The following is a 14,890-nucleotide window of genomic DNA, read 5'->3' as shown; positions in this document are numbered from 1 at the left end:
GAGACAACCGGCACAGCCGATACGGAAGGGACGGAACGGATGAGGATCGACCGCAGGACACTGGTCTCGGCGGCGGTCGTCGGCGTGGTCCTGGCCGGCGGCGCGTCCGTCGCGGCGGCCGCCTCGGCGGGCAGGCTCGGCGACGGCGCCGGACCCACGAGGGCCGGCGAGGCCGGCGACCCCGGAAAGTCCACGGACCTCCCGGTGGAGGCCGCGGAGCCGGGGGACGTGGCTCCGGTCCGGCCCCTGACGCCGGGCGAGACCGCCCGGCCCCTCCCCTCCCCCACGGAGGCGGCGCCCTCCCCGGAGGACTACGTGATCTCCCGCCAGGTCAACCCCGACCCGGGCAAGGCCGTGGAATACTGGACCGAGAGCCGCCTGGAGCAGGCGGAGCCGTTTCCCATGCCCGCGGCCGAAGGCCCGGTGAACGTGACGGAATAGGCCCGGAGCGGGCCGTCTCCTCGCAGGTCACCGGCCTGCCACCGGGCCCGCCGTACGGGCGCCCGGAGCGGCGGGTCACAATGGGCCACGAACTGCCCATCATATTTTCCCCGTCAAGTCGGGAACAGAAAGTTCTTGGATGGGGTTATTGGTACTGGTGCGCTGAGCGGCCCCCACGCCGCCCCACCCGACAGACAAACCGTATGCAGACGACTCCGTGATGGAGGAGGTGTCCTCATGCCCCCAACCGCCGCGGCGACCTCACCTGAGGCCCCGACGACCCTCGACCAGCTCCTCGACCGAGGGCGAGTTCAGGGTAACCTCTCCCTCGCGGAGCTGCGCCACGCGTTCGCCGAGGCAGGGGTCAGCCCGACCGAGGGCAGGGCCATCCTGCGGGAGCTCACCGAGGCGGGCGTCAGCCTGTCGGCCGAGGACGAGCCCACGCTCGCCAAGGCCACGGCCAGGCCCGCCCGCAAGACCGGCGCGCGCAAGACCGGGACGGCCGCGAAGACCGCCGCCGGGTCCGCCGCCGAGCTCGCGGAGCCGGCGTCCGGGGACGACCCGGAGCCCACCCCCACGACCAGGGCCACCCGCGCCTCGAAGACCACCGGCTCGAAGACCACCAGGGCGCCGAAGGGCGTCAAGGCGAAGACGGCCGCCAAGGACAAGGCACCGGCCGACGAGTTCGACGAGGACGAGTGGACCGCCCCGGACGACGCCGAGCTGGAGGCCGACGCCGAGCAGGCGCTCGACCTGGACGACCAGTCCTCGGTCATGGGCGACTCGGTGCACACGTACCTCAAGTCCATCGGCCGCCGCACGCTGCTGACCGCCGCCCAGGAGGTCGAGCTGGCCAAGCGGATCGAGGCGGGCCTGTACGCCGAGGCCAAGCTGGAGGCCGAGCCGGGCCTGTCCGCCGCCATGCGGGACGACCTGGAGTGGGTCGCCGAGGACGGCCGCCGGGCCAAGGACCACATGCTGGAGGCCAACCTCCGCCTGGTGGTCTCGGTCGCCAAGAAGTACACCGACCGCGGCATGGCCCTGCTGGACGTGGTCCAGGAGGGCAACCTCGGCCTGATCCGCGCGGTGGAGAAGTTCGACTACACCAAGGGTTACAAGTTCTCCACCTACGCCATGTGGTGGATCCGGCAGGCCATCCAGCGTGGTTTCGCCGACTCCGCCCGCACCATCCGCCTGCCGGTGCACGTGCTGGAGATGCTGTCCAAGCTGTCGCGCGTCGAGCGTGACATGCACCAGCGTCTCGGCCGCGAGCCCACCCCCGAGGAGCTGGCGGTGGAGCTGGACAAGTCCCCCGACCAGATCGAGGAGCTGCTGCGCACCAGCCGCCAGCCGATCAGCCTGAACGCCACGATCGGTGAGGACGGCGAGACCACCATCGGCGACCTCATCGAGGACGTCGACTCGCCCGAGGCCTCGGAGGTGGTCGACCGGCAGCTGCTCGGCGAGCAGCTGCGCGGTGTGCTGGGCAACCTCTCCCCCAGGGAGGCGAAGATCATGGCGTTGCGCTTCGGCCTCGTCGACGGCAAGCCCCACACCCTCGACGAGATCGGCAAGCACCTCGGCCTGACCCGCGAGCGCATCCGGCAGCTGGAGAAGGAGTCGCTGTCCAAGCTGCGCCACCCCAGCAACACCCGGCCGCTGCTCGACTGGGCCAGCTGACCGTACGGACGACGCGCCGCCCCCGGGTCCCCCGGGGGCGGCGTCTCCATGTCGGCGTGCCGGCACGCCGGCGCGACCGTCCCGGGACACGGGGCGCCGCCACCGGACGCGGCCGGGGCCGCGTCAGGAGGCGGTGTCCAGGAGCCGCTTGGCGAGGTCGCCGACGCGGGTCCGCCAGGCGGCGAGGGCCTCGTCGCGGGCCCCGGGCAGGTCGTGCGGGCCGGTCTGGGTGACGACGAGGCGGGCGCCGTGTCCGGTGCCGGGCGCGAGCTCCCAGCGGACGGTCCCGGCGGACCGGCCGCCGTGGTGCCAGCCGTACTCCAGCAGGTCGGGAGCGCGGACCTCGGTGACCGCCCCCGGCGTGACCCCGGGGACGGTGAAGCCGACCGGCACGGCCTCGCCGGGGGTGGGGGCGGTGCCCGGGTGCAGCTCGGCCCAGACCCGTTCGGCCGGGCGGACGAGCTGACGCTCGAACCGCACCCGCCAGCCGCCCGCGACGTCCTCGCTCGTCCCCTCGTCCAGGCCGAACTTCGCGACCAGCTCCTCGTGCAGGCCCTCGGCGCGGCCGGGCGCGCGGACGGGCCCGCCGTCGAGGGCCTGGACCAGCATGCCGGTGCACGTCCGCCAGCCCGCGGCGAAGCTGGCCGCGCCGAAGCGGTCGGCGAAGGTGTGGGTGAGGATCAGCAGGGTGCCCGCGCCGTCGGGCCGCGCCTCCCAGCGCAGCAGGGCGTCGCCCCAGGTGTAGGCGATGACCCGCGGCGGGTCGAACTCTGTGATCACGCCGTCCGTCGGCGGGTGCCCGCCGCCGGGGTCGAAGCGGATCCTTCCTCCGGCCCGCAGGTCCGCCTCGACGTGGGCGGGGAACCACTGGGCGAGGTGCGCGGGGTCGGTGACGGCCCGCCAGACCTTCTCCGGCGGGTGTCCCAGGCGGCGCTCCATCCGCAGGACGGTGCGGTCGCCGTCCACGGCCAGGGTCTCGTTCACCGGGGACTCCGGGGACCGCGAGGACGTCGGGGACACCGGGGTTTCGTTCACGGGGACTCCTTCGGACAGGGCTCGCCGTCCTCGTCCGGCATCGCGTCGAGGTGATCTTCCAGAGCGTACAGGCGGCCGGCCCACAGCCGCCGGTACGGCGCGAGCCAGGCGTCGAGCTCGCTCAGCGGCTCCGGGCGCAGCTCGTACCACCGGCGCTGGGCGTCCCGGCGCACCGTCACCAGGCCGGCCTCGCGCAGCACCCGCAGGTGCTTGGAGGTGCCGGGCTGGGTCAGGCCCAGCTCGTCGGTCAGCTCCCCGACCAGCCGGGGACGCTCCAGGAGCAGGTCGAGGATGCGGCGCCGGACGGGTTCGGCGAGCACGTCGAGCGGTGATGACACCCCCTGAACATACTCTCCCGGATATATAACCGCAATGGAATATACGGGTTTCCCGGCATGAAAACACCCGCCGCGAAGGGCGCGACGGGTGCGGAGGCGGCCGGCCGTACGAGACGGCGGCCTGTGCGGGAGACGCCCGGCCGCACGGGAGGCGGCCGGGCGTGCGGGCGTCAGCCCACCCAGCCGGCCGGCCGGGGGACGCGGATGAGACCGGTCAGGCGGTTGCGCTCACGCAGGGTGCGCAACCGGTTGACCTCGTCGGTCCACTCGGCGCCCTTGGGGGTGGCCCTGGCCTTGCGGCGGCGGATCCGGTCGTCGTAGGACCGGACGCCGAACGTCGCCCGCTGGTTGGCCTCGGCGGCACGCAGCGCCGCGGTGAGCGCCATGTCGAAGGCCCGGGCCGCGACCCGCAGCTCCTCGGTGGAGACCCCGGCGGCCTGGGCGCGGCGCAGCTCGGCCTCGGCGGCCCGCGCCTTCCTCAGGAGCTCGGGGAAGCTCTTCCCGACCTCCTGGTCAGCGTGGTAGCGAACCTCCGCCTCCCGGCTCACGCCCGGTCGGAAAAACGCCATCGTCTGCCCTCTCTCTATCGCCGGGCGTTCCCCGGCTGATCACGGCTCGTAGCCTACGCCGTTCCCGTCCGACCCACACATCCAGGGACCGGCGCCACGGCGCGCCTGCCTTTACGCAGTAAGGTCACGGCTGGCAGGATGGCCGCCATGCCAGCCAAACGACCGCCCATCCCCCTGTCCCGGGAACGCATCATCGACGCCGCCCTGCACATCGCCGACACCCAGGGCCTGCGACGGCTGACGATGCGCCGGCTGGGAGACGCCCTACAGGTGGAGGCGATGGCCATCTACCACCACCTGCCCCGAGGCAAGGACGCCCTCATGGACGCGCTGGCCGAGCACGTCACCGCCGTCCACGTGGACCCCTCCCCCGACTGGCGCGAGGGCGCCCGGCAGTGGTGCCGGGCCAGCCGGGCCCTGCTGCGGGAGCACCCGGGCGTGCTGGCGCTGGCGCTCACCAGGCCCCCCAAGGGGCGGGCGGCGATGGCGCTGCGCGAGCAGACCGACCAGCTCGCCGAGGCGGGGCTGCCGGACGCGCCGCAGGCCGTCCGGGCGCTGCGCGCCTACGTCTTCGGCGCGGTGGCGGTGGAGGTGCAGCAGTCGGGCTGGGCCGAGCCGATGGGCGAGGACGACGAGCCCTGGCGCCCGCCGTCGGCGGGCGGCGGCGACCCGGCGTCCGACGCCGACTTCGAGGTCGGGCTGGAGGCGCTCCTGACCGGGCTGGCCGCCCGCTGACCGCTCCGCCTCCCGCGCGGCCGGGGATGCGGGCGGCGTCAAGGCGGCGATGCCGGCCGGCCGCCCCGCCTCCCGCACGGGCGAGGGATTTTACCTGGTCCCAGGCGTGTCGAGGTTGGCCGGGTATCTTCCTATAAGGCATGCTGTGTCATAGAACACACCCTCGACATACCGGCGGGGCCCACTCCTGTTCAGGGTGCAAACAGTCCTAACGGGCTATGTCGCCTGGGGCGTGCGGATCGCACACTTGATCTGCCTGATGTGCGCGCCTCAGCGCCGAGACGCGCACGACCATACATGTCCACCAGACGCTCGTCCCGCATGCGCGGGTATCGGAGCCCGACGCCGGTCGTCCGGCGGAACGGTCCCGGCGAGCCGAGAAGAGAGATCCGGAGGCACGCCGATGTGCCCGCATGAGCCGTCCTGTCCGTCCGCCGACGCGCAGAACCGCGAGGCCGCCCGCACGCTGGCATCGCACCCCGAGCAGGGCTGGTCCCTGCTGTGCAACGGTGTGGTGCTGTTCGAGGACACCGGCGAGCTCCTCCCCGACGGCGCCGTCATCGAGCCGCATCGGCCGCTGGCCGGGGTGTCCTGATCCCTCACCTTCCCGCATCGGGAGTCATACCGGGGCCGGCGGCATCCTCGCGCCGAGCCACTCCGCGACGGCCTCGCCCACCCGGCCGGGGTCCTTCTTGAACTCGTGACTCTCACCCGGCAGCACCACCAGCCGGGCGGTGTCGGCTGCCTCGGGCACGCCGAACGGGTCGCGGTCTCCGCTGACCGCGAGGACGTCCACCCCGGCGGCACGCAACTCCCCCGCGCGGGAGCGTTCCGGCTTGCCCGGCGGGTGCAGCGGGAACGCCAGCGCGACGACCGCCCCGGCCCCGGCCTGCCGCGCCGTACGGCAGGCGACCCGCGCGCCGTTGCTCCGCCCGCCCTGCACGAGCGGCAGATCCGGGTGGCGGGCGCGGAGCGCGGCCACCAGGGTCGTCCACGCCTCGTCCTGCTTGACGGCCGAGCCCGGCGCGCGGGCGCCCCGCACCCGGAACGGCTGCGTCACCCGGGCGACCAGGCCGCCGATCGGCGTCACGGCGTCCCGTACGGCCAGCAGGTCGGGGGCCTCCACCCCGCCGCCCGCGCCGTGCGTGAGCACCAGCAGGAAGCGCGGACGGGCGATCCCGTCGATCTCGGCCACGGCCGGGCCGTGCGGGGTCGGGATCTCCAGGGTGGTCGCTTGGCGCAGGGACACGGATGTCGTCCTAAAGGCCGATCCCGGGAGCCGGAATCGGGTAGAGAATCGAAGCGTGCAGGAGCATCACGATATCCGACAGGACATGCGCGCCACTCTGGAGGCCCGCCGGGACCTGGGTCCCGAGTACGAGGCCGCGCTGGTGGAGTCTTTCGTCGACCGGATCGACGCCACCATCGCCGCCCGGGTGCGCGCCGAGGTTCGTGCCGAGGTGCGCGCTGCGGACGCCGACCCCCAGTCACCGAGGAGCCGGCGCAAAGGCGACGGGACGGTGGCGATCGCGCTGGGCTCCCTGGGCATCGGCGTCCCGCTGACCGCGATCGCCGCGGGTGAGGCGGGGGCCGCGGGGCTGCTGCTCGCCTGGGGCGGCATCGTCACGGTCAACATCGCCCACGCACTGGGCCGCCGCCGCACCCGCGACTGACCCCGCGAGGGGGCGCCGGTGTCTGGACCGAGGAGCGAGCGAGCGCAGCGAGCGAACGACGAGGGAAGACACCGGACCCAAGCCCCCGAGCCGCGACGCGCCAGCGTCGCAATGAACACAGCGAGGGGGCGCCGGTGTCTGGACCGAGGAGAGCCGTGAGGGGGCGCCGGTGTCTGGACTGAGGAACGCAGGAGCGGAGCGACGGAGTGACGAAGGAAGGCACCGGACAAGAGCCCCCGAGCCGCGACGCGCAGCGTCGCAATGAACACAGCGAGGGGGCGCCGGTGTCTGGACCGAGGAGAGCCGTGAGGGGGCGCCGGTGTCTGGACTGAGGAACGCAGGAGCGGAGCGACGGAGTGACGGGGGAAGGCACCGGACAAGAGCCCCCGAGCCGCGACGCGCAGCGTCGCAATGAACAAAGAGCGCAGCGAGCGAACGACGAGGGAAGACCGGGCTTAAGCCCGCGAGCCCCGGACGTAGTAGAGCAGGACCGGCAGTTCCCCCTCCTCCTCGACGCGGAACCCGGCGGCCGGGATGAGGTCCCCGAGCAGTTCCCGCGGGTCGTGCCGCATCGCGGGACTGCCCAGCGCGTCGGCGAGCCGGGCCGTCAGGCGGCCGGTGGGCCGGCGGGACTCGGCGACCAGCAGGCGCCCGCCCGGCCGCAGCACGCGGAACATCTCCCGTACGGCGGCGCCGCGCTCGGCGGCCGGCACGTGGTGGACGGCCAGGCTGGAGACCACCACGTCGAAGGAGGCGTCGGGCAGGTCGAGCCGCTGTCCCTCGCCCACCAGGTAGGAGCAGTTGGCCGGGGCGCGGCGGCGGGCGTGGCCGATCATGGCCTCGGACGGGTCGACGCCGGTCACGTGCCCCTCCGGGCCGGCGACCGGGGCCATGATCCGGGTGAGGTAGCCGGTGCCGCAACCGACGTCGAGCACCCGGTCGCCCCGGCGCACCCCGGACAGCGCGGCCAGGCGGGTGAACGCCTCGCGCCGCCGTCCCAGCATCCCCACGCCGGTCACGACGTCGTAGGCGCGGGGCCGGTCCATCGTCCCGGCGCCGTGGTCGTGGTGGTGGTTGTGCAGCAGCTTGCTCGGTCCCATCGTCTTCTCCTTCCGGACGGCCTGCAGGCCGTGAACGATCGGTTCGCCGGCGTGGCCGGGCCGGCGACCGATCACATATCTTCGCAGGTCACCTTCGCACGCCGCCGGGCGGGAACGGCGCGACGGGCGAAGACACACCGGCGGGCGGATGCCGGAAGGGACCGGCGGGCGGGACACGGGAGTGGCCCTTCCCCCGGGGGCTCCGATCGCCGCGTCCCCGGGGGAAGGGGCCGTCAGATGTCGCGGTCGTGCCGGAGGCGGACCTCGGCGGCGAGGTCGGCGTCGCCGTCCAGGCCGTAGCGCCACACCCGCTCGGCGTCCTCGTCGCGGCCCCGGAGCGGGAGCGTGCGGGCCAGCAGCTCGATGGCCAGCGCGCTGGTCTCCACGTCGCCGTCCTCCTCGACGGCGGCGGCGAACTCCGCGCACGCCAGGTCGAGGTGGGCGATGCCGAGCAGCACCCGCAGCCGGGCGGCGTCGGCGACGTCGGGTACGGCCAGCGCCGCGAGGACCGCGTCGGCGGCCTGCCCCGCCTCGCCCTCCTGGAGGAAGAACTCCGCCAGCCGCTGAGCCGCCCGGGAGGCGATCTCCGGGTCCCCGGTGGCCAGTGCGGCGCGCAGCGCCTCCTCGGCCTCCTCGTCCCCCGTGGCCAGCCGGGCCAGAGCCATGTGCGCCAGCGGCACGTAGGCCGGGTTGCCGATGCCGAGGGCGGCCTGCCAGGCGGCCCGCGCCTGGTCCGGCAGTTCCTCGCGCTCGAAGCTGCGGGCGAGCAGGCAGGCGGCCTGGGCGGCGAACTCCGGGTGCCCGGTCGCCAGCGCGGTGCGCGCGGCCGACCGGGCGCCGGGCACGTCGCCGCGTTCTTCCAGCACCACCGCGAGCCCCACCGCCGCCTGGGCGCGGTCGGGATCGGCGGGGTCGGCGGCGAGCTCCGCGAAGATCGCCGCGGCGGCGTCCAGGTCGCCGTCCTCGGCCAGCCTGCGCGCCGTTTCCAAGGGACGCGTGTCCACCTCTGGCATGCGGGGTCCTCTCCGGGTGAGGGAAACGCCCCGAGCCTAACGACTCGGGGCGTCCCGCGTCCCGCGGACGGACGGTGCCGGCATCTCTTGTCGATCATTCCCCGAACGGCGCCGGGGCGACGGCGAGGAAGCCCCGGGCCGGCGCCGGGACCCCCTCGCTGTGTTCATTGCGACGCTGTGCGTCGCGGCTCGGGGGCTCAGACCCGGTGCCTTCCCTCGTCACTCCGCCGCTTCGCGGCTGCGTTCCTCAGTCCAGACACCGGCGCCCCCTCACGGGCTCATTGCGACGCTGCGCGTCGCGGCTCGGGGGCTCTTGCCCGGTGCCTTCCCTCGTCACTCCGCCGCTTCGCGGCTGCGTTCCTCAGTCCAGACACCGGCGCCCCCTCACGGTATTCATGGCGACGCTACGTGTCGCGGCTCGGGGGCTCTTGCCCGGTGCCTTCCCTCGTCACTCGCTCGCTTCGCTCGCTCACTCCTCGGTCCAGACACCGGCGCCCCCTCGCGGGTCAGTCCTCGTAGGCCGACAGCGGCGGGCAGGAGCACACGAGGTTGCGGTCGCCGTAGGCCTGGTCGATGCGGCGGACCGGCGACCAGTACTTGTCCTCGCGCAGCGACGGCAGCGGGTAGGCCGCCTCCACCCTGCCGTAGGGGTGGTTCCAGTCGTCGGTGACCAGGCAGTCGGCGGTGTGCGGGGCGTTGCGCAGCGGGTTGTCCTTCTTGTCGTACTCGCCGGAGGCGACCTTGGCGATCTCGCCGCGGATCGCGATCATGGCGTCGCAGAACCGGTCGAGCTCGGCCAGGTCCTCGCTCTCGGTGGGCTCGATCATCAGCGTGCCGGCCACCGGGAAGGACATCGTCGGCGCGTGGAAGCCGTAGTCGATGAGGCGCTTGGCCACGTCGTCCACGGTCACGCCGGTCTCCTTGGTGATCTGGCGCAGGTCGATGATGCACTCGTGTGCGACCAGCCCGCCGCGGCCGGTGTAGAGGACCGGGTAGTGCGGGGCCAGGCGGCGGGCGAGGTAGTTGGCCGACAGGATGGCCTGCTCGGTGGCCGCGCGGAGACCCTCGGCGCCCATCATCCGGATGTAGGCCCAGGAGATCGGCAGGATGCCCGCCGAGCCGTACGGCGCGGCCGAGACCGGGCCGACCGGCGAGCCGTCGCGCAGCGGGTGACCGGGGAGGTACTCGGCGAGGTGGGCGCGGACCGCGACGGGCCCGACGCCGGGGCCGCCGCCGCCGTGCGGGATGCAGAAGGTCTTGTGCAGGTTCAGGTGGGAGACGTCCGCCCCGAACTGCCCCGGCTTGGCCAGGCCGACCAGCGCGTTGAGGTTGGCGCCGTCGACGTAGACCTGGCCGCCGGCCTCGTGCACCAGCTCACAGATCCGGGTGATGCCCTCCTCGTAGACGCCGTGCGTGGACGGGTAGGTCACCATGATCGCGGCGAGCCGGTCGCGGTTCTTCTCGATCTTGGCGACGAGGTCGTCGAGGTCGACGTTGCCGTCGTCGTCGCAGGCGACCACGACGACCCGCATGCCGGCCATGACGGCGCTGGCGGCGTTGGTGCCGTGCGCGGAGGAGGGGATGAGGCAGACGTCGCGGCCGGACTCGCCGCGCGCCCGGTGGTAGGCGCGGATGGCGAGCAGGCCGGCGAACTCGCCCTGGGAGCCGGCGTTGGGCTGGATCGACACGGCGTCGTAGCCGGTGACCTCGGCCAGCCAGCCCTCCAGCTCCCCGACCAGCTGGGCGTAGCCGGCGCCCTGCTCGGCGGGGGCGTAGGGGTGCAGGCCGGCGAACTCCGGCCAGGTGATCGGCTCCATCTCGGTGGTCGCGTTGAGCTTCATGGTGCACGAGCCCAGCGGGATCATCGACCGGTCGAGCGCGATGTCCCTGTCCTGCAGCCTGCGCAGGTAGCGCAGCATGGCGGTCTCGGAGCGGTGGCTGTGGAAGACCGGGTGGGTCAGGAAGTCGCTCGTCCGGGTCAGGGCGGCGGGCAGCGCGTCGTGGGCGGAGGCGTCGAGGTCGGCCAGGACCGCGCCGCTGACGCCGAAGGCGGCCAGCACCTGCTCGATGTGCGGCAGCTCGGTCTTCTCGTCGCAGGAGACGCCGACGTGGTCGTCGTCGGCCAGCCGCAGGTTGATGCCGTTGTCCCGGGCCGCGGCGACGACCTCGGCGGCGCGGCCCGGCACGCGGGCCAGCACGGTGTCGAAGAAGGCGTCGTGGACGACCTCGACGCCGGCCTGGCGCAGGCCCTCGGCGAGCACGACGGCGTGGCGGTGGACGCGGCGGCCGATCCGGCGCAGCCCCTCGGGGCCGTGGTAGACGGCGTACATTCCGGCGATCACCGCGAGCAGCACCTGCGCGGTGCAGATGTTGCTGGTGGCCTTCTCGCGGCGGATGTGCTGCTCGCGGGTCTGCAGTGCGAGGCGGTGGGCGGGGCGGCCGTCGGCGTCCTGGGAGACGCCCACCAGGCGGCCGGGCATCTGCCGCTGCAGACCGTCGCGGACCGCCATGTAGGCGGCGTGCGGGCCGCCGAAGCCCATCGGCACGCCGAACCGCTGGGTGGAGCCGACCGCGATGTCGGCGCCCATCTCGCCGGGGGCGGTCAGCACGGTGAGGGCCAGCAGGTCGGCGGCGGCGACGACCTGGGCGCCGCGGGCGTGGGCGGCGTCGGCGATGGAGCGGAAGTCCCTGATCCGGCCGCTCGCGCCCGGGTACTGCACGAGCACGCCGAAGCAGTCGGGCAGCTCGGCGGTGAAGTCGCTCTCGACCAGCTCGATGCCGAGCGGCTCGGCGCGGGTGGCGAGCACGGCCTTGGTCTGCGGCAGGGCGTCGGCGTCGACGACGAACACGTTGGAGGGGGCCTTGCCGGCGCGGCGGGCCAGGGTCATCGCCTCGGCGACGGCGGTGGCCTCGTCGAGCAGGGAGGCGCCGGCGACGTCGAGGGCGGTCAGGTCGGTCACGACCGTCTGGAAGTTGAGCAGGGCCTCCAGGCGGCCCTGGGAGATCTCCGGCTGGTAGGGGGTGTAGGCGGTGTACCAGCCCGGGTTCTCCAGAAGGTTGCGGCGGATGACGGCCGGGGTGATCGTGTCGTGGTAACCCAGGCCGATCATCGAGGTGAGCACCGTGTTGCGGGAGGCGAGGGCCCGCAGCTCGGCGATGGCCTCCGGCTCGCTCGCGGCCGGCGGGAGATCGAGTCGGTCGGCGGTGCGGATCACCTCCGGCACGGCCACCGCGAGGAGGTCGGCGGCCGAGGCGAAGCCGACGGTCTCCAGCATGCGGGCCTGGTCGTCGTCGGCCGGGCCGATGTGGCGGGTGGAGAACGGCGGGGAGCTGAGCTCACCGAGCGGTGACAGGTCGGTCATGGAAAGCCTCCCGGGGCTGGTGGAGACCGGCGCTGAGCGCGGGCGTATGCCGGATCTCCCCCTCTGTCATCTCCACCTGAGAGCTTCACCTTCCCCGCCGGGGAGGGTTTTCACCGTCGGTGAGACACGCCTGGCGGGCGCACCTGCTTTCCAGAGTCGCCTCGTCCGTGCGGTACAGGGTGCCTGAGAGATTCCGGGGAGGGTTGCTCCTTCGGCGCCCCGGTCCAGCCGGGGACTCTCCCGCACGGCGTCTGCGGCCAGACCAACTTTACCCGGTCCGCCGGGCTCTGCGACGGCGGGCCAGTTCATCCGCGTGATGATCGCCTAAAGGGCTCTGGGACGCCTCCGCGCGCTCGCCTGGCAGATCGGCCAGGGAGCCCTCCACCTCCTGCCAGACGCGGCCCAGCGCGATGCCGAAGACGCCCTGGCCGCCCTGGAGGAGGTCGATGACCTCGTCGGGCGAGGTGCACTCGTAGACGCTGACCCCGTCGCTCATCAGGGTGATCTGGGCGAGGTCGCTGACCCCGCGGTCACGGAGGTGCTGTACGGCGATGCGGATCTGCTGGAGGGAGACGCCGGTGTCGAGGAGGCGTTTGACGACCTTGAGGACGAGGATGTCGCGGAAGCCGTACAGTCGCTGGGAGCCGGAACCCTGGGCGGCCCTGACGGTGGGCTCGACGAGCCCGGTGCGGGCCCAGTAGTCGAGCTGGCGGTAGGTGATGTCGGCGGCGGCGCAGGCGGTGGGGCCGCGGTAGCCGATGTCGGCGGGCGGGTTCACCGGTGCCCCGTCGAACAGCAGGCCCTCTTCACCCGCACGCTGGTGGGCCTTCCCGCGCCGTCCCGGGTCATCCTGATCGGCGTTTCTACCCTCGCCGCTGCTGACCGCCACGCGGACCTCCGGCTTTCTCTCATCCCGCGGCCTGATCTGGGGGTTTACGCGCGGCCCCGGGGTTCACTTGCACCGTAGGCTCGGGGCCAAGCCCAGTCAACGACCCCACCCGGCGCGTCGTGAAGCGTAAATGCACCGAAATACCTACCCCGCGCGGCCGAAGTCCTCGGGCGTGATTGTGTCAAGGAACTCCCTGAACTTCTCCACCTCGTCCTCCTGGTCGTCGGGGATGACCACCCCGGCCTCGGCGACCACGTCCTCGCTGGCGAAGATGCGGGCGCCGGTGCGCAGCGCGAGGGCGATCGAGTCCGACGGGCGGGCGCTGACCTCGGCCCCGTTGGAGAACACGAGATCGGCGAAGAAGATGCCGTCCCGGAGGGCGACGATGTTGACGGTGCTCAGCCGGACGCCCAGGGCGTCGAGCACGTCGCGGAAAAGGTCATGGGTGAGCGGCCGCGGCGGCGGCTCGTCGGCCTGGGCCATGGCGATCGCCGTGGCCTCGGTCATGCCGATCCAGATCGGCAGATAGCGCTCCCCATGTGCCTCCTTGAGCAGAACAATGGGCTGGTTGGAAGGCATCTCAACCCGAACGCCCACGACCTCCATCTGCAACACGGGCTGCTCCATCTTCGCTGGATTTCGACCGGTTCGTTCAACGTAACATCCGGGGGGCTACGGCCGTCCGGCCAGGGCTCACCGGCCCAGGGCCCCTCGAACGCCGGAACGCAGCAACGAGGCGTGTAATTCCAGCAGGAGCCCGGATATCTCCCCGGCCGTCTCGTCGGCCTTGGCGATCGCGCCGGGGCCCCGGCGGCGCAGCAGCGGCGCGATGGCCTGCTCCACCAGGCCGGCCTCGCGCTCGGCGGCGGCCTTGACCACCCGCAGGTGGCGGGCGCGCAGGCCGAAGGCGGCCAGGGCGCCGACGCTGCGGGCCACCGCCAGGGCCTCGGCGTCGTAGTGGCGGGCCACGGCCTCCACCAGGCCGAAGTCCTCCAGCTCGGTCAAAGCCTCCTCGGAGAGCGAGGCGGCGGCCAGCAGCTCCTGGCGGGTGAGGCGGACCTCCCTGACCGGCTCGTCGGGCAGGGCCCGGGGCGGGGCGACGGGCCGTTCCTCGCGGTCCGCCGCTTCCAGCCGGTCCTTGATCACGCGCAGCGGAAGATAGCGGTCACGCTGCTCGCTGAGGATGTAGCGGAGCCGCTCGACGTCGGCGTAGGTGAACTTGCGGTAGCCGGAGGGGCTGCGCTCCGGCTCGATCAGCCCCTCGCCCTCCAGGAAACGAATCTTGGAGATGCTGACGTCGGGGAACTCGCCCTGCAGCAGGGCGAGCACCTCCCCGATGCTCATGTGCGCACGAGCGGCCTGCGAGCTCATCATCCTCCAGAGGCGCCGCGGGTGAGGAAGACCAGCCGGAACTTGCCGATCTGCACCTCGTCCCCGCCGTAGAGCGGCACCTCCTCGATCCGCTCACGGTTGACGTAGGTGCCGTTCAGGCTGCCGACGTCACGGACGGTGAACATGCCGCCGCCGCGCCGGTAGAACTCCACATGGCGGCGCGAGACGGTGATGTCATCCAGGAAGATGTCGCTGTCGGGGTGACGCCCCACGGTGGTCAGATCGCTGTCCAGCAGGAAGCGGCTGCCGGCATTGGGGCCGCGCATGGCGACGAGCAGAGCGGAGCCCGGAGGCAACTGCTCGACGGCCTGCCGCTCGGCGAGGAGCGTCTCTCCGGTCTCCGCCTCGTACGCCTCGATCCCGGAGAGGGAGATGGTGGACGTGCTGTCTCCGGGTGACTCGTACTTGGTCAGCGGCGAACCGCATTGGGAGCAGAAACGGGCATCCTCAGGGTTGGCATGCCCGCACTGCGTGCAGTAGACGCTCGGCATCGATCGGCTCGGCCTCCTACCGCGAAGACGCGGCAACGGTGCTCAGGGATGCGCGCCTCGCTTCTTCGCTTCTCAAGTATTTTCTCTGACTGCGAATGCCGCAACATACACCAATGAGACGCAAAGATCAAGGCCGACGCTCGACCGCGGGTTCGGTCGGGACAAAGTTACC

Annotated in this window: 16 protein-coding genes and 1 riboswitch; of the genes, 5 read left to right on the top strand and 11 right to left on the bottom strand. The window is 72.8% G+C overall.

All coding sequences use genetic code 11. From position 1 onward, the window contains the following. Positions 1–39: 39 nt before the first annotated feature. Positions 40–441: a hypothetical protein gene (locus ACQP10_RS16830; protein ID WP_346019797.1), complete on the top strand. Its 402-nt coding sequence runs from the start codon at positions 40–42 to the stop codon at positions 439–441. Between the two features lie 237 nt (positions 442–678). Beyond that, the gene (locus ACQP10_RS16825) at positions 679–2,121 is read left to right on the top strand and encodes an RNA polymerase sigma factor (RefSeq protein ID WP_346019798.1); all 1,443 of its coding nucleotides are present in this window, start codon (positions 679–681) and stop codon (positions 2,119–2,121) included. A 123-nt stretch (positions 2,122–2,244) separates the two neighbouring features. Here the strand turns inward: ACQP10_RS16825 and ACQP10_RS16820 are convergent, their stop codons facing one another. The 3 genes from ACQP10_RS16820 to ACQP10_RS16810 form a co-directional block, all read right to left on the bottom strand. Continuing rightward, entirely contained in the window at positions 2,245–3,156 is a 912-nt protein-coding gene (locus ACQP10_RS16820; RefSeq protein WP_433541689.1) for an SRPBCC family protein, read from the bottom strand. Next, positions 3,153–3,494 (bottom strand): ArsR/SmtB family transcription factor, encoded by a 342-nt coding sequence (locus ACQP10_RS16815; RefSeq protein ID WP_179823787.1) that lies wholly within the window; start codon positions 3,492–3,494, stop codon positions 3,153–3,155. Before ACQP10_RS16815 ends, ACQP10_RS16820 begins: the two co-directional genes overlap by 4 nt. Before the next feature lie 170 nt (positions 3,495–3,664). Then, on the bottom strand, positions 3,665–4,063 hold the full coding sequence (locus ACQP10_RS16810; RefSeq protein ID WP_179823789.1) for a hypothetical protein: 399 nt from the start codon (positions 4,061–4,063) through the stop codon (positions 3,665–3,667). A 147-nt stretch (positions 4,064–4,210) separates the two neighbouring features. On the opposite strand from ACQP10_RS16810, the gene ACQP10_RS16805 reads away from it, so the two are divergent. Both ACQP10_RS16805 and ACQP10_RS16800 read left to right on the top strand, forming a co-directional pair. Next, a complete protein-coding gene (locus tag ACQP10_RS16805) occupies positions 4,211–4,798 on the top strand; it encodes a TetR/AcrR family transcriptional regulator C-terminal domain-containing protein (protein WP_433541688.1) in 588 nt (195 codons plus the stop codon). 403 nt (positions 4,799–5,201) lie between these two features. After that, on the top strand, positions 5,202–5,393 hold the full coding sequence (locus ACQP10_RS16800; RefSeq protein WP_179823793.1) for a DUF5999 family protein: 192 nt from the start codon (positions 5,202–5,204) through the stop codon (positions 5,391–5,393). A 24-nt stretch (positions 5,394–5,417) separates the two neighbouring features. On the opposite strand, the gene ACQP10_RS16795 is transcribed toward ACQP10_RS16800, so the two are convergent. Next, positions 5,418–6,023 (bottom strand): alpha/beta hydrolase family protein, encoded by a 606-nt coding sequence (locus ACQP10_RS16795; protein ID WP_433541909.1) that lies wholly within the window; start codon positions 6,021–6,023, stop codon positions 5,418–5,420. A 109-nt stretch (positions 6,024–6,132) separates the two neighbouring features. On the opposite strand from ACQP10_RS16795, the gene ACQP10_RS16790 reads away from it, so the two are divergent. Continuing rightward, on the top strand, positions 6,133–6,471 hold the full coding sequence (locus ACQP10_RS16790) for a hypothetical protein (RefSeq protein ID WP_433541687.1): 339 nt from the start codon (positions 6,133–6,135) through the stop codon (positions 6,469–6,471). A 455-nt stretch (positions 6,472–6,926) separates the two neighbouring features. Here ACQP10_RS16790 and ACQP10_RS16785 read toward each other — a convergent pair whose 3' ends face one another. From ACQP10_RS16785 to ACQP10_RS16755, 7 genes are all read right to left on the bottom strand, one after another. Then, positions 6,927–7,571, bottom strand: coding sequence for a class I SAM-dependent methyltransferase (locus ACQP10_RS16785; protein ID WP_433541686.1), 645 nt, complete (start codon positions 7,569–7,571; stop codon positions 6,927–6,929). 233 nt (positions 7,572–7,804) lie between these two features. Continuing rightward, positions 7,805–8,584, bottom strand: a complete 780-nt coding sequence (locus ACQP10_RS16780; RefSeq protein ID WP_390001543.1) for a hypothetical protein — start codon at positions 8,582–8,584, stop codon at positions 7,805–7,807. A gap of 506 nt (positions 8,585–9,090) precedes the next feature. After that, entirely contained in the window at positions 9,091–11,946 is a 2,856-nt protein-coding gene (gene gcvP, locus ACQP10_RS16775; protein WP_433541685.1) for an aminomethyl-transferring glycine dehydrogenase, read from the bottom strand. A gap of 160 nt (positions 11,947–12,106) precedes the next feature. Next, a riboswitch (glycine riboswitch) is annotated at positions 12,107–12,199 on the bottom strand. A gap of 15 nt (positions 12,200–12,214) precedes the next feature. Beyond that, complete coding sequence (locus ACQP10_RS16770; protein WP_386149288.1) at positions 12,215–12,835, bottom strand: MerR family transcriptional regulator; 621 nt, start codon at positions 12,833–12,835, stop codon at positions 12,215–12,217. 144 nt (positions 12,836–12,979) lie between these two features. Then, positions 12,980–13,450, bottom strand: coding sequence for a bifunctional nuclease family protein (locus ACQP10_RS16765; protein WP_179823802.1), 471 nt, complete (start codon positions 13,448–13,450; stop codon positions 12,980–12,982). Positions 13,451–13,528: 78 nt separating this feature from the next. Then, a complete protein-coding gene (ftsR, locus tag ACQP10_RS16760) occupies positions 13,529–14,179 on the bottom strand; it encodes a transcriptional regulator FtsR (RefSeq protein WP_346019805.1) in 651 nt (216 codons plus the stop codon). Positions 14,180–14,205: 26 nt separating this feature from the next. Further along, the gene (locus ACQP10_RS16755) at positions 14,206–14,718 is read right to left on the bottom strand and encodes an FHA domain-containing protein (RefSeq protein WP_179823806.1); all 513 of its coding nucleotides are present in this window, start codon (positions 14,716–14,718) and stop codon (positions 14,206–14,208) included. Between the last annotated feature and the right edge of the window lie 172 nt (positions 14,719–14,890).

The sequence above is a fragment of the Streptosporangium sandarakinum genome (assembly GCF_050942225.1).
Lineage (GTDB): Bacteria > Actinomycetota > Actinomycetes > Streptosporangiales > Streptosporangiaceae > Streptosporangium > Streptosporangium nondiastaticum.
Note: the sequence above shows the minus strand (reverse complement) of the source record. Positions and strands in the feature narration are given on the sequence as shown.